This is a genomic window from Glutamicibacter sp. NPDC127525, assembly GCF_042672105.1.
Classification (GTDB): domain Bacteria; phylum Actinomycetota; class Actinomycetes; order Actinomycetales; family Micrococcaceae; genus Glutamicibacter.
Genome location: NZ_JBHXVN010000009.1, coordinates 112597 through 133234 on the forward strand (window position 1 = coordinate 112597; position 20638 = coordinate 133234).

The 20638-nt window shown below is 55.8% G+C and carries 16 protein-coding genes and 1 pseudogene; 3 read left to right on the plus strand and 14 right to left on the minus strand.

Going from position 1 to position 20638, the window contains the following annotated elements; all coding sequences use genetic code 11:
* Positions 1-557: 557 nt before the first annotated feature.
* The 8 genes from ACFVHU_RS17305 to ACFVHU_RS17340 form a co-directional block, all read right to left on the minus strand.
* Positions 558-1862: an integrase core domain-containing protein gene (locus ACFVHU_RS17305; RefSeq protein ID WP_388025690.1), complete on the minus strand. Its 1305-nt coding sequence runs from the start codon at positions 1860-1862 to the stop codon at positions 558-560.
* Positions 1863-2498: 636 nt separating this feature from the next.
* Positions 2499-4559, minus strand: a complete 2061-nt coding sequence (locus ACFVHU_RS17310; RefSeq protein ID WP_388025644.1) for an NAD(P)-binding domain-containing protein — start codon at positions 4557-4559, stop codon at positions 2499-2501.
* A 259-nt stretch (positions 4560-4818) separates the two neighbouring features.
* The gene (locus ACFVHU_RS17315; RefSeq protein WP_388025647.1) at positions 4819-5877 is read right to left on the minus strand and encodes an ABC transporter substrate-binding protein; all 1059 of its coding nucleotides are present in this window, start codon (positions 5875-5877) and stop codon (positions 4819-4821) included.
* A 59-nt stretch (positions 5878-5936) separates the two neighbouring features.
* On the minus strand, positions 5937-6752 hold the full coding sequence (locus ACFVHU_RS17320; protein WP_388025650.1) for an SDR family NAD(P)-dependent oxidoreductase: 816 nt from the start codon (positions 6750-6752) through the stop codon (positions 5937-5939).
* Between the two features lie 26 nt (positions 6753-6778).
* Entirely contained in the window at positions 6779-7603 is an 825-nt protein-coding gene (locus ACFVHU_RS17325) for an alpha/beta fold hydrolase (protein WP_388025653.1), read from the minus strand.
* Positions 7596-9566 carry a flavin-containing monooxygenase gene (locus tag ACFVHU_RS17330; protein WP_388025655.1) on the minus strand — a complete coding sequence of 657 codons (1971 nt, stop codon included), beginning with the start codon at positions 9564-9566 and terminating at the stop codon, positions 7596-7598. The genes ACFVHU_RS17325 and ACFVHU_RS17330 overlap by 8 nt, the downstream gene beginning before the upstream one ends.
* A 54-nt stretch (positions 9567-9620) precedes the next feature.
* On the minus strand, positions 9621-10514 hold the full coding sequence (locus tag ACFVHU_RS17335; protein WP_388025658.1) for an ABC transporter permease: 894 nt from the start codon (positions 10512-10514) through the stop codon (positions 9621-9623).
* Entirely contained in the window at positions 10511-11332 is an 822-nt protein-coding gene (locus tag ACFVHU_RS17340) for an ABC transporter ATP-binding protein (protein ID WP_388025661.1), read from the minus strand. Before ACFVHU_RS17340 ends, ACFVHU_RS17335 begins: the two co-directional genes overlap by 4 nt.
* Before the next feature lie 91 nt (positions 11333-11423).
* On the opposite strand from ACFVHU_RS17340, the gene ACFVHU_RS17345 reads away from it, so the two are divergent.
* Complete coding sequence (locus tag ACFVHU_RS17345) at positions 11424-12164, plus strand: IclR family transcriptional regulator (RefSeq protein ID WP_388025664.1); 741 nt, start codon at positions 11424-11426, stop codon at positions 12162-12164.
* Positions 12165-12521: 357 nt separating this feature from the next.
* Positions 12522-12698 (plus strand): hypothetical protein, encoded by a 177-nt coding sequence (locus ACFVHU_RS17350; RefSeq protein ID WP_388025667.1) that lies wholly within the window; start codon positions 12522-12524, stop codon positions 12696-12698.
* Between the two features lie 280 nt (positions 12699-12978).
* Here ACFVHU_RS17350 and ACFVHU_RS17355 read toward each other — a convergent pair whose 3' ends face one another.
* From ACFVHU_RS17355 to ACFVHU_RS17375, 5 genes are all read right to left on the minus strand, one after another.
* A complete protein-coding gene (locus tag ACFVHU_RS17355) occupies positions 12979-13428 on the minus strand; it encodes an Ldh family oxidoreductase (protein WP_388025670.1) in 450 nt (149 codons plus the stop codon).
* Positions 13388-14692: a DDE-type integrase/transposase/recombinase gene (locus ACFVHU_RS17360; protein WP_388025693.1), complete on the minus strand. Its 1305-nt coding sequence runs from the start codon at positions 14690-14692 to the stop codon at positions 13388-13390. Before ACFVHU_RS17360 ends, ACFVHU_RS17355 begins: the two co-directional genes overlap by 41 nt.
* A 971-nt stretch (positions 14693-15663) precedes the next feature.
* Positions 15664-16656, minus strand: a complete 993-nt coding sequence (locus ACFVHU_RS17365; RefSeq protein WP_388025695.1) for a formylglycine-generating enzyme family protein — start codon at positions 16654-16656, stop codon at positions 15664-15666.
* Complete coding sequence (locus ACFVHU_RS17370) at positions 16628-18286, minus strand: sulfatase-like hydrolase/transferase (protein WP_388025673.1); 1659 nt, start codon at positions 18284-18286, stop codon at positions 16628-16630. Before ACFVHU_RS17370 ends, ACFVHU_RS17365 begins: the two co-directional genes overlap by 29 nt.
* Before the next feature lie 432 nt (positions 18287-18718).
* Positions 18719-19552, minus strand: a complete 834-nt coding sequence (locus ACFVHU_RS17375) for a PaaX family transcriptional regulator C-terminal domain-containing protein (RefSeq protein ID WP_388025676.1) — start codon at positions 19550-19552, stop codon at positions 18719-18721.
* Between the two features lie 435 nt (positions 19553-19987).
* Here ACFVHU_RS17375 and ACFVHU_RS17380 point away from each other — a divergent pair.
* A pseudogene (locus ACFVHU_RS17380) lies at positions 19988-20104 on the plus strand (LysR family transcriptional regulator); the annotation flags it as partial.
* A 185-nt stretch (positions 20105-20289) separates the two neighbouring features.
* Here the strand turns inward: ACFVHU_RS17380 and ACFVHU_RS17385 are convergent.
* Entirely contained in the window at positions 20290-20508 is a 219-nt protein-coding gene (locus tag ACFVHU_RS17385; RefSeq protein ID WP_388025679.1) for a hypothetical protein, read from the minus strand.
* Positions 20509-20638 lie beyond the last annotated feature (130 nt).

Below are 20638 nucleotides of genomic sequence, written 5' to 3' on the forward strand. Positions count from 1 at the left end.
GAACCCATTAGAACGCAGTTGCGAGATTATCCGCTCGCAACTGCGTTCGATGTTTCAGCATTAAATGGCTTAGGACATGGAGAATCCGGGGATTCTCGCGCTTCAACTAGAATATTCTAGGCGTAAGCCAGTTGATAAAACTCCACTGCAAGAACCATCCCCAGGCATGAATGCTGCCGAAAACTACTAAAGAAAATCTCAATCCACCGAGGCACTGCATATTTCGCACCCGACCGGATGCCCCGGCAGTGCAGTTCATCGAATTCAGCCTGCTTCGTCAACTGGAAAGACTCATGCATGGTGTTGTCACAGCGCTCCTTTGGGCAGTACTTGCTGCAGCAGAGCCCATGTAACCGCCGAATCATGAAGCTGAACGAAGTTGAATTGAGAATACCGATTCGAATGGAACACCACGGGGAGAGTGACCAGCTTGCCACACAATGCCCCTGGCTATGCGCGTGCCTGTTATAAGAAAAACGTGTCATGTATCAGGACAGCGGTGACAAAACTGCATCAAGACATCGGTAACACTTGCTGTATCAAGACATCGGTAACACTCACTGATCTTCCCGAGGATTTTCGAACAGGGCTGTCGCATGCTTCAAGCTCCGATATTTCGTTCCTTCTGGAAAAGGGAAATCGTATCTGGCAATGAGTTCACCGTGCATCGTCACCAGCATCAATTCCTGCTGATCCCAGCAAGCCTTCAGCGGCGTGCTGCGTAGAAGCTTGCCCAGATAAATCTCTACCCCGGCGATTCGGATGCACCGGTTCTTGTTCGCACGCATCAACTGCTCACCGCTGCTGCCCATATCCTCGGACCGCAACGTTGCCATGAGCTTGGCAGGAGTACCGACCTGCTCAGCGACAGGTCCGGCAAAGTCAGCAACCGGTTCAGAAATGGCTTTGCCTGGTGGCTTGGTACTGTATTTCAGCGCGTATCCAGGCTCTGGTGAAGCAGCCACCGGGGTCGCGTCCCATGCCTGCTGAGGTGTCATCCGGTCTTCCAGGGATTGATGGCCCCGTTCATTGTTATAGGCATGGTTAAAGACATCGACCTGCCGTTGCAACGCCGGTAAATCCTTGGCGTAGGGCTGCTTCTTCAACCACTTGAACAGCGTCGAATGCAACCGCTCATTCTTTCCCTGGGTTGTTGGCTTATACGGTTTGCCCGTGATCGTCGCGACCCCCAGGCTATTGGCGTAGGCGACTAATTCGCTGACCACGCCGCGGCGGATAGGGTTCAAGGCGTCCCCGTTATCGCTCAAGAGCCGTTGCGGAACACCATGGGCAGCAACGCCTCGGCGGAAGACTTCCACCGCTGCTTTGCTGTTCTCTGTCCTTGCGACCAGCGAGGCAACTGCCAGTCGGGAATGGTCATCGAGCAGCTGGAAGATCACGCATTTACGTCCGCCTTCGAGCAGGTATTCGGTGGCGTGCAACTGCCAGCAGGCGTTGGGCAGGGGGTAGCGGAAGGACCGGTAAGAAGATCTGGGACGTTTGCGTGGTGACGGGGTGATGACCCCGCGTTCCCTGAAGATCCTGGCCAGCGACGCGATGGATGGGGCCTTCATGCCGAGGCTGAGCATTTTGTCGTGCACGCTGATGGGCCCGTGGTCCCACCCGGCCTCTTCCAGTGCTTTGCGGACCGCGACGGCTTGGTCTTTGAGCGCCTCGTTGGTGCTTTCCGGAGAGCGCTTTGGACGGCGTGAACGCGGTTCCAACGCGGCGGCTTGGCCTTCTTCGCGGGCCCGTTTGAGGATTTGGTAGAACGTTTTGCGGCTGATTCCGTGCTCAGTGCAGAAGGCGGTCACTGATCCTCTGGGTGCGTTATCTGGCCATTGGGTGATGGCTAGGCGTATCGTCGAGTCGACTGGATCATTATTTTTCACACTTTCCAGTTCAGCAGCCCGCTAGTTGACCCGTAAGGGTTGTGCTGGCGGGCTGTTGTTGTGCCAAAGAGTTAATTTTCGGGTGGAAGTGTTACCGCTTTAATCGTGGAAGTGTCACCGATGTGTTGATGCAGAACTGTTACCGATGTCCCGATACAAAACACCATTAAAGAAAAGGTGATCCTTTGAACGGGTATTTTGGAAGCTTAGACACTCCCATTTTCCCAGTTCAGATCACCTTTTCTTCTTTTAAGTCAGTTAATGACTACCCGTCTTCATGAAATTCCCGGGTTAGCGCGAAGATGGACATACTGATTGGTTCCCTCCTTCTCCCTGTACTGGACCAAGGGGACTTGATCTGTCACCGTAGTACCGCGCCAGGCTGACTTTCGCAAGGCCCGCAGCCTACTGCTCACTGGTCCAGCAAAAGGTCAATCTGGCTATCTGGAATTGCGGTATCGTTCTCAACCCTTGACTGATATTTTCCAGCATGCTCCATTGCCATATTCGTTACGAATAGGTTGTGAAATAAGAACATGGCATGGAAGTTCCTAAGAAGATTACCGGCAGATCTCCTGAGAAATGGTTCGCACATCAAGCCGACCGCTACGCAGATTGCTGGAATGTTCTGCCCAGCGTCTTCAAGGCGTATCCGTATTGGACTGGCCAGTCTGAGTTGTGGCCGAGAGCTTCGGCGGCATGAAGCGGCCAGTAGGGATTGCGAAGCAATTCCCGGCCAAGGAAAACTGCGTCTGCCTTCTCATCATTGATAATCCCAGCGGCCTGATCCGCCTTGGTGATCATCCCTACTGCTGCGACCGGCATTCCAACCTTTTCCTTAACTAATTGAGCGAAAGGAACTTGGTACCCAGGGCCGGAAATTATCTTTGCGTCTGGTACCAGTCCACCAGAGGACATATCTATCAGGTCCACTCCCAGTTCCCGCAGTAGGCCAGCCAAGCGGACAGTGTCTTGGAGTTCCCAACCTTGGCGTTCATCTTCAGGATTCTCCTCGAACCAGTCTGTAGCGGAGAGTCTAAACAGGAGCGGAAACTGGGCGGGCCATACCTTCCTGACAGCCTCGACTATCTCTCGTGCAAATCGTGTGCGATTTTCAAACGATCCACCATATTTATCGGTGCGACAGTTGGTAAAGGGAGAAAGGAAGGAACCAATAAGATAACCATGGGCACCATGAATCTCTGCTACCTGAAATCCCGCCCTGGCGGCTCGACGGGCGGCGTTGACGTAACTGTCCACGATTTCGGCAATTTCCTGGTGGCTGAGTTCGTGAGGTTCGTTCCGGTCACCATATGGGATTGGACTAGGGGCCACTGTTCTCCAGCCCTGTTCTGAAGGTTGAAGCTGCTTCCCGGTTAACCAAGGACGGTCTGAAGACGCCTTACGTCCAGCATGTGAGAGTTGGATGGCGGGAACTGTTCCAAGCATTCTAATGGTGTGAGCAATTCGCCCGAAGGCAGCCTCTTGGCTATCGTTCCAGAGCCCTAGATCCCAAGGCGTGATTCGGCCTTCGGGTCGAATGGCCGTCGCCTCGACCATGACGAGACCTGTTCCTCCCGCTGCTCGACTGGCTAGGTGGGCAAGGTGCCAATCGGTGGGGCTTCCGATCTCCGGCCCACTCTGGGCCGCAGAATAGGTGCACATAGGAGACATCCACACACGATTGGGGATCTCTACCGAGCGCAGGGTCATCGGTTCGAATAGCGAATTATCAAGGTTATGTTCCACTAACGAGTGCTCCTGATTCCCTCCACGGCCCCTAAGAGCTGCGTCATTCTGCAGCAATCGATAGACTACCGCCATGTCATCCGCTCCATAGCCAGCTTCCTGGCAACGTTCGTAGAGCTGATGCGCTTGATTCGCGACGGTCCAAGCCTCTGGAGGTGAAGACTTGGCCACATCCCCTATGGCCAGCCGAAGATCTTTCAAGAGGATATCGACCTTGGCGCCGCCTGAGTAATCGTCTTGCAGTGCTGGCTCAAAGAGCCATTTAAGAGCAAATGAATTTGTTGATGATGATTGCAGGATTTCGAAAGATTTTTTTGCCTCGACACCCAAATTTTCAGCAAGGACTAGGGCCTCTGCAGTTGCCGTGGTGATGCCTGCCAGCAACAGGTTGTGGATGACCTTCATAGATTGACCCACTCCATCACCATCGCCTACATGAAAAATCCGGGCACTGAAACAGCCTAGAAGGGCTTCGGCGGCTCGAAGCGTGGAATCGTCCCCGCCCACAAGCATCTTGAGTTGGCCGCTTTCCGCTGCTTGCCGGCCACCGCCGATGACTGGTGAGTCCAAGTAGCGGATGCCTTCCTGGCGCGCTCGGGCGGCATGAGCAGCCGAGGCCTGCTGGCCGATGGTGCCCATTTCGATAATCATCGAACCGCTGTCGGCCGAAGCAAGCACCGACGAAAAAACTTGGTCGGAAATCTCCACGGTGGGCAGCATCATGAGGATGAAATCTGAACCTCCGATTGCTTCTTCCACTGTAGCGAAAGTTTCGAGACCCATCTCATTGCCACGGAGCCGGGCATCGGGAAAAGAATCAACGGCGCGAACGGTGTAGCCACCGTCGCTGATGAGTTTTGCGATGGGCAGCCCCATAACACCCAGACCGATGAAAGTGACAATTTGATTGGATGACATGATTTTCTCCATTTGAGATCAGATGCGTTGTGCGTGCGGGTCTCAGATATCACGTTTAGTCATCGCAAATTATTGCCGATGAAGGATCAAGCTTTCTAAACGGGCAGCACTGCCTGTTTATCCAATGATCGCTGAAACGAAATATGAGAGTTGAATAGGCTGTCCGGCATGATGTCCGGGCCTGCCAAGAAGCAAACTAAAGCCAAGCTTTTGTCCGCCGCCGATGAAATTTTCGACAGTTCCAGTCGAGGAACGCTGGCTATTTCTGGGTATCTGACCAGACCATGTCGGCGGCCTTTTCGGTGATTTCAATCTCGCGTGTCGTCTCGGTGAAATCGATGTAAGACTGCAGTGCGGAAAGATCCAATGCCGCATCCACGTTCGCGGCATACGTATCTACGGATTCTTCGAACACTTTGTCGGCATTCGGAAGATCGGCCGGGACTGAAAGCTGGTCTTTCATGATCTGATAGAGCTCAGCCCGGTTCTTGGGATCCCTGATCCAATCACTGGTTTTTGTCATCGTCTCTTTGAATCGTTTGCCAGCTTCCGGGTTTTCCTTGAGGAAGCTATCTTGAGCGGCCCACAGCAACGATGTTTTACCGATGGTCTTCAGAGTCTCGGGGACAGGGTTTTTTGCGCTGGCGGACCTGCGCGTATCCGAAACCATGACACCATAGTTTTTGGCGACCGCAACATCTTGAGCAGTTCCGTAGAAGTAGACCGCATCGACTTTGTTGTTTTCGAGTCCGGCCAGCATAGTGGAGGTTTGGCCAAGGGCAATGTAGTCCTTCGAGGCAGGATCGATGCCGTTGTCCGAGAAGTTGACGTGTGCGTGGAACTCATTGCTGCCGCCCACAGCGACAACGCCCACAGTCTGGATGTTGTTAAGCGTTTCCTTAAAGGTTGCTCCCACCTTCTCCTCACGGACCACCAAACTGTATATCGGTCGCGTCAGAATATTTGAGACGACTTTCAGGTCTATCCCTTGGGCTCGGGCTGGCGGGATGTTGTCTGGTCCAGAGTTGATGAAATCGACCTCCCCGCCAACCAAGGCAGTCATGGAGGCAGGAGTAGAGGCAATTGTCACCGGTGTGCCGGCAATGCAGTTTTCGGTGAAAAATCCCTTTTTCTCGGCCACGGCTGCCTGAATATTAATGACGTTTCCTTCATACCATTGGTATTTCACCGGGTATGTAGTTTCGCAACCGGGAATGTCCGCCGTGGGAGTGGCATTGTTAACACACGCGGTCAGGGAGAATGCGACGGTGGCCAGGATGGCGACTCGTCGAGCAATAGATTTGGACCCAAGAGACATGGCGAATGCCTTTCGTAAAGAGGGTTTTGCTAGGAAAAGGGAAGTAAGGTGTAAAGGATTTAGCTGGCGCCGCGGAGAATGCCGCCATCGACGCAGATGACTTGACCCGTGACGAAATCAGAGAGCGGGCCTGCAAGGAACTCGACGACATTCGTGCAGTCCTCGGGCCTGCCCAGACGCCGAAGCGCACTCATGTTGGTCCAAGTCTCGAGACGCTCGGGATCTGAGGCACCAAGCCGTTCACTGAATTGACCTGTTGCGATGAAACCAGGAGCAATGGCGTTGGCATTGATGCCATGTGAACCAAGTTCCTGGGCCAGATAGCGCGTATAGTGCGCCACTGCACCCTTGGCCACTGCGTAGTCTGAGCCATGCCCTTCACCCAGCGCCATGACACCGGTAAAGGAGGAAATGGTGATGATCTTGCCGGACTTCTGCTCCTTCATATATGGGGCCGCGGCACCGACCGTATAAACGGTGGAGTATAAGTTGCGTTCGAATGTTGCTTGCATGGCGCTCGCTTCGATCTGCGAAGGTTGCGCGGCTGCGAAGTTCCCGCCACCGCCGGCGTTGCACACGACGATGTCGATGCTTCCCCACATCCGGTGCACGTCGTCGACAAAGGACTTCGTCGCGGCCTCATCTGTCGCATCGACCTGCTTCATAAAGACATCGGTGCCGAACTGGGCGAGCGTCTTTTCCAAACTGCCATCGACCAGTTGGCTTTTCTCGGTCTCATACTCCGCGGCAGATTCAAGGTTCAGATCGCTGATGGCAATCTTGGCACCCATTGCAGCCAAACGCTTGGCGTAGTTCAGGCCCAGACCTCGGGCTGCACCTGTAACAATGGCGACTTTGTTTTCAAGAGGTTTCATGGTGTTCCTTCTTTATTGTGATTGCTTTAGGAGTGAATGCTCGACGTCTGGTCGATGTCGACCAGAAAGCTCAGGAGTAATTCGATGCATCCTTCGGGATCTTCTACTGTTGGCCAATGGGCCACGCGGTCCAGCACGGCGGTTTGGACTTGGTTGGGTTCCAATGCAGCCTCACAGGCTGCCGTTTCTTCCGCCGTGGAGACCATGTCTTCGATGCCTCTGACCAGTAACACCGAAGCGCTGGGATCCGCTGGCGGCAAGGCTTCGCCGGCCTCGCCGACTGCGATGCAGCACTCTGCGTAACGTGTGGCATCCTGCCCCATGAGGAACTCCCGCACCAGGGTAACTGCCACAGGTCGGGTGGTCATCGTATGGTGGCTCAGCCCGCCCAACCCGAAATCGTGTGCAACCCTGACCATGCCGTCCGTTCTAGCTGCAGACGCCCTGGCCGCAAAAGCCGGACGTTGTGAAACGTCTGGTCCGGCAATCGGGGCAAAAAGAACCAAGCCCTTGACTCTGGGTTCATGAGCAGCAATATGTCTTGCGACAAGAGTCCCTAGCGAATGCCCGACAAGAAGTACTCCTTCTACGTCGCCGAGCTGTTCAATGGCTAGCTTGACGTCCTGAATCCAATTGCCGAATCCGTCCGGGGAACGGTCCTTGCTTCGGCCGAGTCCGGTCAGATCCAGTGCGACAGTGGGATACAGGTGTTCCACTGCTTGACGCAAAGGGAAATGGACGTTGGAGTTGCCTCCCAACCCGTGAATGAACACAATCCCAAGTGAACGAGAAGCTGGCTCATACGGCGTGGTCTTTTCCACAAAGCAATGATCTTGACTGATCTCAGACATTAGCCGCTGCATCCTGCTTCACGTTTCCGGTTGTCCGGACTTCATCCAAGACAGCACTCAGGGGCGCAATCACATAGTCGTCCAGGCTTGCTTCTCTGGTCATCTGCCAGTAATCGGGCGAGGTCCACGGCATATTGGCGGTGACCCTTCCTTTAGAGTTGCGGTACCAGGTCGAGCCGGTTGGCAGCGACCAAATCATGCGGTCAAGTTCCTTGTCCATGCGCGCGTTGTAGTTCTCAAACACGTCGCTCCGAACCTCGATGCTGTTCAGGTTGTTCTCGATCATGTCGCGGATCATCGTGGCAACATACCCGCTTTGGGCCTCCGCTTGGAAGAAGATGCTCCCCCCGACACCGACATTCGTGTTGGGTCCATACAGCACGAACAGGTTGGGGAAATCGGGAACGGTCATGCCGAGATAAGCGCGGGGGTCTTCCTCGCCCCAGGAATCGCGGATGGTTACGCCCGATTTCCCGGTGAAGTCCACGGAGGAGAGCATGCGGGCTGCCTTGAACCCCGTGGCAAAGACGACCACATCCGCTTCATGCACTCTGCCTTCACCATCAACGATGCCATTCTCGGAAAATTCAACGGCACGTGAATTGACAAGTTCAACGTTCTCACGGCGGAACATCCGGATCCATCCGTTGTCGCGAAGCATGCGCTTCATAAGCGGCGGGAATGAGGGGATCAAATCGGATAGAAGATCCTGACGGCTGCCAAGTTCCTCGGTCATGTATTTGACCAGCCGATCGCGCAGTTCCTGGTTAGCCTGGCTGATGGTGCCGTCTTCAGCTTTCCATTCGTGGTCGACCAGTGCGGAGGGCCGCATGATGTCATTCATTGACACCATGGTCCGCACACGGAACCAACGCTCGTAGGCAGGGATATTCTGCAGAGCCCACTGCACATCTTCCGGAACTTCTTCCAGATAGCCAGGTACCCCGACAACCCACTGGGGGCTGCGTTGCAGTACGGTCAGCTGTGCGACTTCGGGGGCAATGGCCGGGCCAATCTGATTACCACTTGCACCATTGCCGACAAGGATGACCTTTTTTCCTGCATAATCTGCGGTGTGGTCCCAGTCAGCGGAGTGGAAAGCCTTGCCGGTGAACTTATCACGGCCCGGAAGATCGGGAACTGAAGGAACACTCAGCTGGCCGAGGCCGCTGACGAGGATCTTGCTGCGCACAGTTTGGCGGCGGTTCTCCGCGCTTAAATCCAGAACCCATTCGGATTCAGCCTCGTCATAGGTCGCGCTGTTGACACGGGCGCCGTAAGTGATGTGCTCCTCAAGCCCGAAAGTCCGCACGCATTCCTGAAGATAGGCAAGGATTTCAGGTTGCTTGGCGTAATAGCGTTTCCAATCTGTCTTGCGGGCAAAGGAGAAGGAGAAGTAATGGCTGGCAATATCCACGCCACACCCCGGGTAGGTGTTGACTAGCCATGTTCCCCCGGCTTCCGGATTGGAATCATAGATTTTGAACGGAATGCCCATGCGCTTCAGATGGATTGCGGTTGCAATCCCGGACATGCCGGCCCCAATAATGGTCACCGAAAAGGAGTCCGCAAGTTCGGGTCGATCCGAGTTCCAGTCGATGTGAGCAGAAGCAAGCACTCCCATCTCTTTGAGGACCAGATCTTTTTCCGACTCCGACATCATGCGTCCCGATACTGTGTCGGCCAGGACCCTAATAACGTCTTCGCTGCCAACGCTGTCTTCGCTGATGCCCGAATTCATAAGGTGTTCCGCCATTAGCTGGTGCAAACGCTTCAGTTTCTCCTGGGGAATCTTGACGTCGACGTTGGTTGGCCCCGTGATGTAGGGCTTGTAATCCACGAGCAAGTCCATGTCCCCGGTCATTTCAACCAATGCTAGGAGGAGTGCCGCAGGGTCGGTCAGAGTGAGCTTGTTCAGCAGTTCTCCGTGGGACAGTGAGCTGAAGTTCGTTTTGATCGTCATGATATTTCCTTCTTCGTACAGAGCGTGTACGGGATTTTCTAGGACTGAGAGTGGTTAGGCAATTTGCCAGCGGAGCAGCTTGCGGCGGGCGAACCGCAGGCCCCAAGATATGAGCATGGTCCCAGCCACGAGGATGATGAGGGTGGCGAAGTACTGATCCATGCGGAAAGCTGAGGCAAAGTATTGCAACTGGACACCGAGTCCACTCTGGCCGGCGATCATTTCCCCTGCAACGGTAGCTAGCATGCCGAAGATGAATCCAAGTTCCAGTCCAGTGAAAATTCCTGGAATCGCTCCGGGCAGAACGAACTTAGTAAAGGTTTGGAGCTTCTTAGCGCCAAGTACTCGGGCTAGCATCAGTCGATCTCCGTCAGCGCTTTGGACTCCGGCGAGTGTGTTGGAGAAGACAACGAAGAATGCGAGGCTGAAGGCCAAGGCAATTTTGGATTCAAGTCCAATACCGAACCACAGTAGGAAAATCGGGGCCAGCGCGACGCGGGGCAGCGCGTTGACGGCGGTTAGATAAGGTTCTATCACCCGGAGCATAAAGGGAGAAGCCGCAAGGAAGAGCGCTGCGATGACACCTGTGATCGAGGCCAACGCCCATCCGACAATGGCACCGGTGAAAGTCGACACAGCATGCACAGAGAGCAAATCCGTGGAGAACGAGGCAAAAAAAGCCATCAAAATCTTTGACGGTTGACTGATGTAAACCGGGTTCAAAGTACCGTTGCCAGCCAGCAGCTCCCAAGTTCCGAAGAGCAAGGCTCCGAGCGTCAGCCATCCCAGGGGTACTGCCCAAGGATAGTGGCGGGTAGGAATGAGAGTGGCTCTCATTGCGCCCCCGCTTGGCTTCCGGCGGTTTCTTTTACGTTTTTTGTGTGCGACTTCGGCAGCGTCTTGGGAACCTACAGGGGTGAGGCTGCGTGGGGTTATGTTAATAGTCATGATGCCAACTCTTCACGGAAGACGGACCAGATGTCTTGGTAGTACTTGTGGTACTCGCTGCTGGACTGCAGTTCGAGGACGTTGCGGGGGCGGGGTAGATCGATGCTGAACTCGGCGATGATCTTGCCGGGTCGCGCGGAGAAAACCAGGACGCGATCTGCCATGACAATGGCTTCGGCCAGGTCGTGGGTGACAAGGACGACTGAGCTTCGTTGTTCTTCCCACCGTTGCAAGAACACTCCCTGCAAACGCATCCTGGTTTCGGCATCCAAGGCAGAGAAGGGCTCGTCCATCAGAATTGTGCCGGGGTGGCTCACCAGAGTGCGAGCCAGGGCCGTTCGTTGACGCATGCCGTGAGAGAGCTGGGAAGGATAGGACTTCAAAAACTTTCCCAGACCGACAGAGTCGAGCATCTCGGCAGCTCGTTCGCGGGCTTCGCGTTTGGCCACGCCACGTAGTTCCAAAGGCAGTGCGACGTTGGCAACGGCGTTTCTCCAAGGGAGGAGGCCATCGCGGGCGAGCAGATAACCAACATCGGGGTTACCCTCCTGGGCGACTTCACCGCCCAGAGTGACTCGGCCTGTGGTCGGCTGGAGCAAACCAGCAGCCATATTGAGCACGGTAGTTTTACCGCATCCGGAGGGCCCAACGAGGCAAACAAACTCACCGGGTTCTATGCGCAAGCTCGTGGTGTCCAGCGCCAGCACATCGTTCCCGTCTGGTGTTCGGAACGTTTGCGAAACCTGGTCTACGACAATTTCGTCGCCCGCCATGCTGCGCGGCGCGAGTTGCGTCAATGATTCACTTTCCACAGACATTTCAGCTCCTTTGCTTCAGTCTTAGTTGATTGTCTCCAAGAGTAGGGGCAGGATTTGAGTCACAGGAATAACCATCGAGAGGAATTCCTCTATGTCGAATCACGTCACATCTGTGGGCAATGCATTGGCTCTCCTGCAAATACTCCAGGACCGAAAAAATATCCGTGTCATCGATGCTGCCCAAGAGCTGGGGGTGGCGCGGTCCACTGCGCACCGTTTACTTTCGACGCTTAAAGAATTTGGTTTCGCGGTTCAAGACGGGGAAAAGTCCTACGCGCTGAGCCCTTGGTGGCGAGGGGGCAAGCAATCAGTAACGGCCGAGACGGCGCTGCCGATGGCCCGGCCTCACCTGAAATGGCTTATGGAGAGGACCGAGGAGACGATCCATTTCATGCAGCCCGAGGGCCGGATGGTTCAAATCATCGAGACCATCGAATGTGAACATGGACTTCGTGTTGGAAACAGAGTGGGATCTCTTTTTCCTGCACACATCGTTGCGGCCGGCAGGCTTTTTTTGGGAAGGATGACAATCGAGGAATTGAAACTCATGTACCCCGCAGGGCCGCCGGAGGATTCCGGGGTCATCGCAATGGAAGACTTTTATGCTTCATTTCAGAGTCAGCGTCCATATGCGGTGACCTATGGCCGAGGGGAACGGGGCGTCAACGCCGTCGCGATGCTGGTGGATGATCCGGACCGGCGCGGAATTGCCGCCGTTTCCCTCTCCGGACCGTCATTTCGCATGTTGCCACAAACAATCGCGCAAATGACCGATCTGTTGCAGGAATGCGTGCAGCGCATCAACGCCAGTATTCGTCAGCAGCGACGTTAAACAACCTCACTCATTTTCTGATAACGGCTGCCTGTTCCGCCATTACTTTCTGCAATTTATCAACAGCGAAGTAGCTCCAGAACGCGATTCGACGCCCATTGATATCAATTTTTCATAGGTATTTCTCGTATCCGGTATTGGACTCAGTAGTGGATACCTGAGAAGGTTCTTACCAGGGATGTTCCGACATTGGAACAAGTGTTTTTTACATCTGCTTCTCGCATCCCCGGGATGGACTTTGCTGGCAGATGCCCTTGGTTCTTTTCTGTCTCGGTGTTCAAATGAGCTACCGCGTCGTAGAGAGAAAACAATCGCCGGGACTCGCCGATGCTTTGTGGCACCCCAGAAGAAATCAGATTGAAGGAACAGACCGTTACTAGCGTGGCCCTTGCTGAAATTTTCCAAGGATCGAACGGCTACACTCACGTCGCGAATGCGGCGCCGTTGGAACGTTCGGATTCGACCCTGCGGAATCAGCGCCGAAAGTATCTGAAAGACTGGCGCAAGTTCTATCAACTGATGGACACCTTCTAGGAATCCTCTGGGATCAAGCCTTTATGAGTAGTTTCCGATTTGATCGGCGTCTCCGACCTATCGGCGCGCGCAAATGGTCATGGCCGAGATTGGTGCGGATATATTGGCGTTCCGCTGAGGCCGCGAATTCGAGGTCGGGGTCGGGGACCGCCGGCTGCCCTGTACATGATGAATCCGCTGGCCGGTCAAAACATCGCTTAACCGGAGTAGCATTCTCAAAGCAGTCGGTCACCCGTTATGCAACCAACCGGCAGAATTCCACTTCTTTCGTTGGCTACTTTCACATTTCCGTTGGCATTTCCACTTCAAGCGCTACGGCCACGCATTGCATGTTCTCCCAAGTCTTCAGGTTCAGCGTGATGGCCGTGGCAGCTTCAATCTGTGCCGGAGATGGCTCACGTTCGCCCGGCACCCGGATGGGTTCGGTATCGTCCTGCAACTCGCTGCCTTTGACGTAGCTGATGAATTCTTCTACCTGCGCCGTGTATTCCTCAAGGTCACGCAGTTGAGCCACATCAATAGCGATGATCAACGTTCCCTGATGGTCTGCGGTTTTCCGCTCGGAAACCGTCTGCGAACCAGAAAGAGCTCCGCCAAGCGCCTCAACCAGCAGCCCCAATCCGAAACCCTTAAACCTGTCATGTATCAAGACATCGGTAACACTTGCTGTATCAAGACATCGGTAACACTCACTGATCTTCCCGAGGATTTTCGAACAGGGCTGTCGCATGCTTCAAGCTCCGATATTTCGTTCCTTCTGGAAAAGGGAAATCGTATCTGGCAATGAGTTCACCGTGCATCGTCACCAGCATCAATTCCTGCTGATCCCAGCAAGCCTTCAGCGGCGTGCTGCGTAGAAGCTTGCCCAGATAAATCTCTACCCCGGCGATTCGGATGCACCGGTTCTTGTTCGCACGCATCAACTGCTCACCGCTGCTGCCCATATCCTCGGACCGCAACGTTGCCATGAGCTTGGCAGGAGTACCGACCTGCTCAGCGACAGGTCCGGCAAAGTCAGCAACCGGTTCAGAAATGGCTTTGCCTGGTGGCTTGGTACTGTATTTCAGCGCGTATCCAGGCTCTGGTGAAGCAGCCACCGGGGTCGCGTCCCATGCCTGCTGAGGTGTCATCCGGTCTTCCAGGGATTGATGGCCCCGTTCATTGTTATAGGCATGGTTAAAGACATCGACCTGCCGTTGCAACGCCGGTAAATCCTTGGCGTAGGGCTGCTTCTTCAACCACTTGAACAGCGTCGAATGCAACCGCTCATTCTTTCCCTGGGTTGTTGGCTTATACGGTTTGCCCGTGATCGTCGCGACCCCCAGGCTATTGGCGTAGGCGACTAATTCGCTGACCACGCCGCGGCGGATAGGGTTCAAGGCGTCCCCGTTATCGCTCAAGAGCCGTTGCGGAACACCATGGGCAGCAACGCCTCGGCGGAAGACTTCCACCGCTGCTTTGCTGTTCTCTGTCCTTGCGACCAGCGAGGCAACTGCCAGTCGGGAATGGTCATCGAGCAGCTGGAAGATCACGCATTTACGTCCGCCTTCGAGCAGGTATTCGGTGGCGTCCAACTGCCAGCAGGCGTTGGGCATGGGGTAGCGGAAGGACCGGTAAGAAGATCTGGGACGTTTGCGTGGTGACGGGGTGATGACCCCGCGTTCCCTGAAGATCCTGGCCAGCGACGCGATGGATGGGGCCTTCATGCCGAGGCTGAGCATTTTGTCGTGCACGCTGATGGGCCCGTGGTCCCACCCGGCCTCTTCCAGTGCTTTGCGGACCGCGACGGCTTGGTCTTTGAGCGCCTCGTTGGTGCTTTCCGGAGAGCGCTTTGGACGGCGTGAACGCGGTTCCAACGCGGCGGCTTGGCCTTCTTCGCGGGCCCGTTTGAGGATTTGGTAGAACGTTTTGCGGCTGATTCCGTGCTCAGTGCAGAAGGCGGTCACTGATCCTCTGGGTGCGTTATCTGGCCATTGGGTGATGGCTAGGCGTATCGTCGAGTCGACTGGATCATTATTTTTCACACTTTCCAGTTCAGCAGCCCGCTAGTTGACCCGTAAGGGTTGTGCTGGCGGGCTGTTGTTGTGCCAAAGAGTTAATTTTCGGGTGGAAGTGTTACCGCTTTAATCGTGGAAGTGTCACCGATGTGTTGATGCAGAACTGTTACCGATGTCCCGATACAAAACAGTTATAAGAAAAACGGTATGCTCTACGCTGGCCTAGCCCACCAGCCTGCGGGAGGAGCCACTGCACCGCATGCAGGCGCAGCCAACCCTCATAAGCCACAGACGAGGGCTATACGAACCCCAGCCCATGTCTGGAAGCCCCTTGGGTCCAGTGCGGTCCGCCCGGCCCGTCAGGCGATTGGTATCAACATCGAGGATCGCCAGCACCCGGAAGAATTGTCCTCCGGGCGATCCCTTCGACACCTTGCTGCACCATGGAGGCGACCGTAGCTTGCTGATTAGCCGGGCTCGCGTCTCGAACGCGCGAGCAGCATTCAGCGGTGCTCCGTGGGCTTGATGCCAATCTTAGACGACCTTGGCAACCTTTTTTGATCCCGTCTTTATCTTGCGGGAGCTCTTAGGAGCGGGACAACATTTGGAAGTTTAAAGTCACTCCGATATTTGGGCAAGAATAAGGTAATCCTCCAACGCGGGCATCGGTTCGAACCGCTCCTTAGGATTCCTTGCTCAAGCGATGGAGCTGTTCACTTTCAGGCTCGTCCAGCGCTCCGGTCGTGCCGCTGGCGAGGCTTGGGAATGAACGATCTTTTGTCGCCCATTTGCCCGGCCTTTCCCGGCCTTTCCCGGCCTTCGTCCGGCTCCCTGATGGCCATGCTGTTCCTGCGTCCGGGTTCGAAGACCAGTCTGGTAACGTCCCTGCAGCGCTCCTCGGTAAATGACCGGCGGGGATTTCTGATACCGCTCATTGACGACGTCTTCTCAAATGCAGGGGTTGTTTCTCAACTGGCACCGGAAACTACACGGAATCCGATATTGCCAGAGGTGGATTCCGGGGTGTTTGAACTGCGCGCCGCCACTCTGTAGCGGTTGCAGTAGGAGTCGTGGCACAGGTAGGAACCACCCCGCAACACGCGCCGAGTGCCGGTAGAGGGACCCTGCGGATTAGTGAGCGGAGACCGGGAATAATAGTCCGCTTCGAATCTATCGTGGCACCATTCCCATACATTACCGGCCATCTGCCACAGCCCGTACTCATTCGGCCGATAGGACTGCACAGGCGCAGTGGTGAGATAGCCGTCGTCGGCGGAATTCTCGTGTGGAAACCGGCCTTGCCAGATATTGCAGTTCCACATGTGTTCAGGGGTAAGTTCGTCGCCCCACACCAGGCGCTTTCCTTGCAATCCACCGCGGGCGGCGTACTCCCACTCGGCCTCTGTGGGAAGCCGGGTGCCCGCCCATTGGCAGTATGCGGAAGCGTCGTCCCAGGAGACATGCACGACCGGGTGATCGCCCAGCTTACTCAGGTCAGATTCCGGACCGGATGGGTGCATCCAGTCGGCCCCTTTTACGGCCAGCCACCAGGGTGCGCCGGGGACGCGATTGTATATGTCGTTGCGTTGTCCCTGGAAGGCTGCGTAGAAGACGGCCGATATCCCGAACCGTTCGGCGGTAGTCCTGTAGCCGGTAGCCTGTACAAAATTCTCGAACAGGGTGTTGGTGACCGTAGTGGTTTGCATATGAAAACCATCAAGTACAACCTCATGGACCGGCGTCTCCCCGTCATGCGAGTAGCCCTCGTTGTGGTGGTCGCCCATGGCGAACCTGCCGGCGGGGATTTCGACAAATTTTCCTACAGCTTGCTGATCGTAGGATCTGGTGGGACTTGTTGGTTGCGTGTGGATGAAGTTGGTCGTTCTGAACGTCTTGGAGGAGGAGCCCTCGGCACCCGACGGCGAGCAACAATTACTCATTGGCGCCTGGACCCGAAGCATCTTTGTCAAGTGCCCAATCCATGGCGTACCACTTCTCGGCTGCTGACGGAGCGGTTTTATTGACCGCTTCGAAGTCGACCACGGCTACTCCATTTTCATCGGCGTATCGGTCCCACTTGTTGCTCAGATCTTCGAGGATATCTGGACGATCAGCGGCAAGGTTGGTGACCTCGCCCGGATCCTCGGCCAGGTTGTAAAGTGAGTATTCACCCGTCCCGCCCATGGGTTCAGGTGCGAATACCAGCTTCCAGTCACCGGATCGGAATGCGCGGTGGCCAAAATGTTCCCAGCCGAATTCATCATCCCCGATGGTCTCCGACGTGCCCTCCAGAAGTGGGCGAGCGGAATCACCCAGAAGATTGCTGGTTGAAGAGAGGTCCGCTCCGGCGTACTCGGCGAAGGTGGGGTAGAGATCGGTGATATGAGCGAACGTATCGACAACCCTTCCATCGGCATTTTCGCTGGTTCCTGGAGTTTTGATGATGGCTGGAACTCGCGTGCCGCCCTCGAACAGGGTGTTCTTCGCCTGGAAATAGGGGCCGGAGGCTACCTGAGCCCAGGGGAGGCCAATGGAAGCGAAGGAGCCCTGCCGACCGTAGGCCTGCATGTCCCCGAGCAGCGGGTAAGCCCGGTCGTGCCAGCCTTCCTCAGTACTAAAACCCAAGTAATTAGCCTGGGTGCTGGCGGCCGCTCCGTTGTCGCTGACCACCGCAATGAGCGTATTGTCGTACTCTCCGGTTTCCTTGAGGTGGCTGATCACCCGGCCGATTTGTTCGTCTGCCTCATGGATTACTGCTGCATAGGTGGCCATCCGGTAGGCCAAATCCTGTTTTTGCGGGGCTGCCAGTGATGTCCAATCAGGTGTGCCTTCAAGCCACCGCGTTGCCATACCTTCTTCGATTAGCCCGAGCTCAGCCATACGCTGGTTTCGTTCGGTTCGTATATCAGCGAAATCTTTACCCATGTACACGTCTAGGTATTGCTCAATGAGTTCTTCGTTCTCAACATGCAGGGGATCATGGGGAGCGGTATAAGCGAGATAGCTAAAGAACGGCTGGTCAGCTTCCATGCTCTGATCCACCATCTTAAGCATTTCATCGGTATAGGAGCGCGTAGAGAAGAAATCGTCCGGCAGCTCGCTGACACGCTCGCCGTTGCGCTCGTGAATGACCGTATCGACCGGCTGCACCGGCCTGTCAAAGAGACGGTGGCCGTCGGAGAAGTAGGAGGCGCCAGCATCGTAGAGGGTAAAGTTCTGGTCGAAGCCGAGGTCCTGAGGGGTCTGGCCTTTTTCCCCTCCCAGGTGCCACTTGCCTACCTGGTAGGTGCCGTACCCGGTGTCACCCAATAGCTCAGCGATGCCGGTGAAGTTGCCCTCCAGGCTGCCCTTATATCCGGGGGTTGTCTCTGGCACGCCGGGAGGTGTTAGGCCTTCCATGGAGCCTAATCCGACTCGGTGCCGGTCTTGACCGGTCATTAGCTCTGCACGAGTAGGCGCGCACAGGGGAGAGACATGGAAATCGGTGAACTGAGCACTCTCCTTGGCCAAGGCATCCAGGTTCGGTGTGTTAATTTCGCTACCATATGCGCTTAAATCGGTATATCCCAGGTCATCCAAGAGGATCATCATGATGTTCGGCTGTTCCTGCGCCGAAGGCGAGACCCCCTGTTCGGTAGAAGCTGAGAAAATTCCGCAACCGGCCAAACTGGAGGCGAGGAAAACGGAGGCGCCTATAGGCAGACTTGCCAAAGCCAGTCGGGAGGGATTACGTGTAGGAGGAAATTTCATATGCCTTCAACTTTCAGCGTGGTGGGAAGAATGCCAGTGAAAACCTGCATGGTCGGTCCATGAGCGACTACGGAATCCCGTGACAGTTTCCGTCAAGCGACTGGCGGGATTTCCGAAGCGGCCCCGGATGCAGGAGTCGCGCACAGGGAGTGCCACTTCCGATTCCGCCGCACGAGGCAGCGTCGTTGATCAATGATGGCGATGTAGTCGATACCTCACTGTAGTGACGCGATTCACATATGTCAATATTCAGACGCTCGTCGGTAATTTGAGTCAGAATGCTTTGGGGGTATTATGCTGCTCACTGATGCCCAGGATCGTATCGACATAGCCCTCGGCACCGGAGCGCAGCGCGGCTCGGGCTTCTAGGAAGAGTTCATGGGCTTCGTATCCCATCCAACCGGCGGGCAGGAGATCGGTCGACAGGTCAGGGTCGCGGAACGGGAACTTCCGGTAGTCCTGAATCATGCGGGTACGTTCTACCAGAGCTTCCCGAGCTGACATGCGATTGGATCGGAAGAGAGGCAACTGCTGGCGATATTGTTCGACGAACTCCATGTAGTCATGGTTGAGTTCCTCGAGGTCCCAGCACCGTTGCGCCATGTCACGGTCATAGGTCAGCCCTTTGGACCGGGAATGCAGTAGGTCCAAGCGCACGGCAGGGGTGCCAGCGAACCTCTCCTCCACCGTTGCCAGTCGATCATGCGGACAGATCCAGGTGGAGGCGGCTAGCTTGCCGAACCCCAGCCAGGACAGCTCCTTGCGCAGGTGTTCTCGCAGGGTTCGCTCAGGTTCGGGAACATAGTAGATTACCATGTGCCACAGTCCGCCCCATTTGCTGTCTGCTCGAGTGAAGATCCGCTCGCGCCCTTCATCCAGGATCCGCCAGCTCTTCTCGGTGAGAGCGTAGATGACACCCCGGCTGCTCGGGTCTGGTTCTGTGCTGAACCACCCTTCCTTGCGCAACCGGGCCAGCATGACCCTGGCTGTGCTTTCCCCGATGCCGAAGCACTCCAGCAGTGCGGTCAGGTCGCGTAATCGTGCCCTACCTCCCCGGTAGCGCAGGTAGTCGCCGAAGAGGTCGATAACGATCCCGCGTGGTTTCACGATGCTCCTTTCCTTTCCGGCTGGACTTGGAGGAGCCCGTCGGCCAGTTTGCGCCAGCGTGAGTCACCCTATTGATGTACGTTGCACAATCGCAATAACTATGTCACATAAGGCGCGGCGGGTCGTTAGAGGTGACCACCCAAGCTCTTGCGATCTTAACGCATGCTTCAAGTTGAATGAAGTAGGTATAGGCGAGTCGGTGATTGCCCTGGTGACGCTTGCACCCACCAGGTGAACTTTCGCAGTAGACAGGAGGCTCGGTATGAGAGGCGGTTGGGCTCCAGTCCATAGCGGGGAGGCCGACGTTCAGTCGGTTGGATGCGGCTGTAATACCCATCCCTAATTCGAATGGCGCTACGAACTGTTTTGCGTTGGCCCTCAGGTAACGTGCTGCGTGTGCGCATGAAAACACTCTCCTGAAGCGGTTCATTCGGTCAGGCGGCCCGAAAACTGCACATTGCTCAGCCCGCAGTGAGACAGCAGATTGCTAAACGCGAAAAGCACTTGGGCATCCAACTGTTTGAGCGCGCTAGGCGCACGGTCCGCCTCACTGATTCCGGAGAAGCAATCTCGGAGCCATGCCGGGAAGTATTGCGACCATTGATACCGCGAGTACACAAGCGCGTAATGCTGGCACAGGGGAATTTGGCAGAGTTCGAATTGGGTTTAATGGCGGTTTTGGAAGCGCTCGCCGTGTACCCGCTACCCGGACCAAACCCAGCGTGGCCCTCTTGCCCTCACCACTCCCTGGCCGATGGGGCGACTACGGTCTTGAAGCGCAGGCTAGCTGATGCGCTGCCAGGCACGGTGGGGACATACCGCCACAGCGGCGCTACGAAGATTGGATCCACTCCTCGGGCGCCATCAACGAACCAGATCTTCGCTCGATCCGGTCCGGCTACTTGTCGATGGTAGGTCTCATTCTGGACTCTGGCCCCGGGGTCGAGCTCAGGCATCTACCCCAGAACTCCGCAAGCTAACCCGCTGCCAAGCGCGGTGGGGGACATACCATCACGCGGCTGCCGGCAGCGAGGGCCGGCCGGCGCATCTCATCAGTGAGGCCCCAGCCTCTCCGGTGGTGCGTTC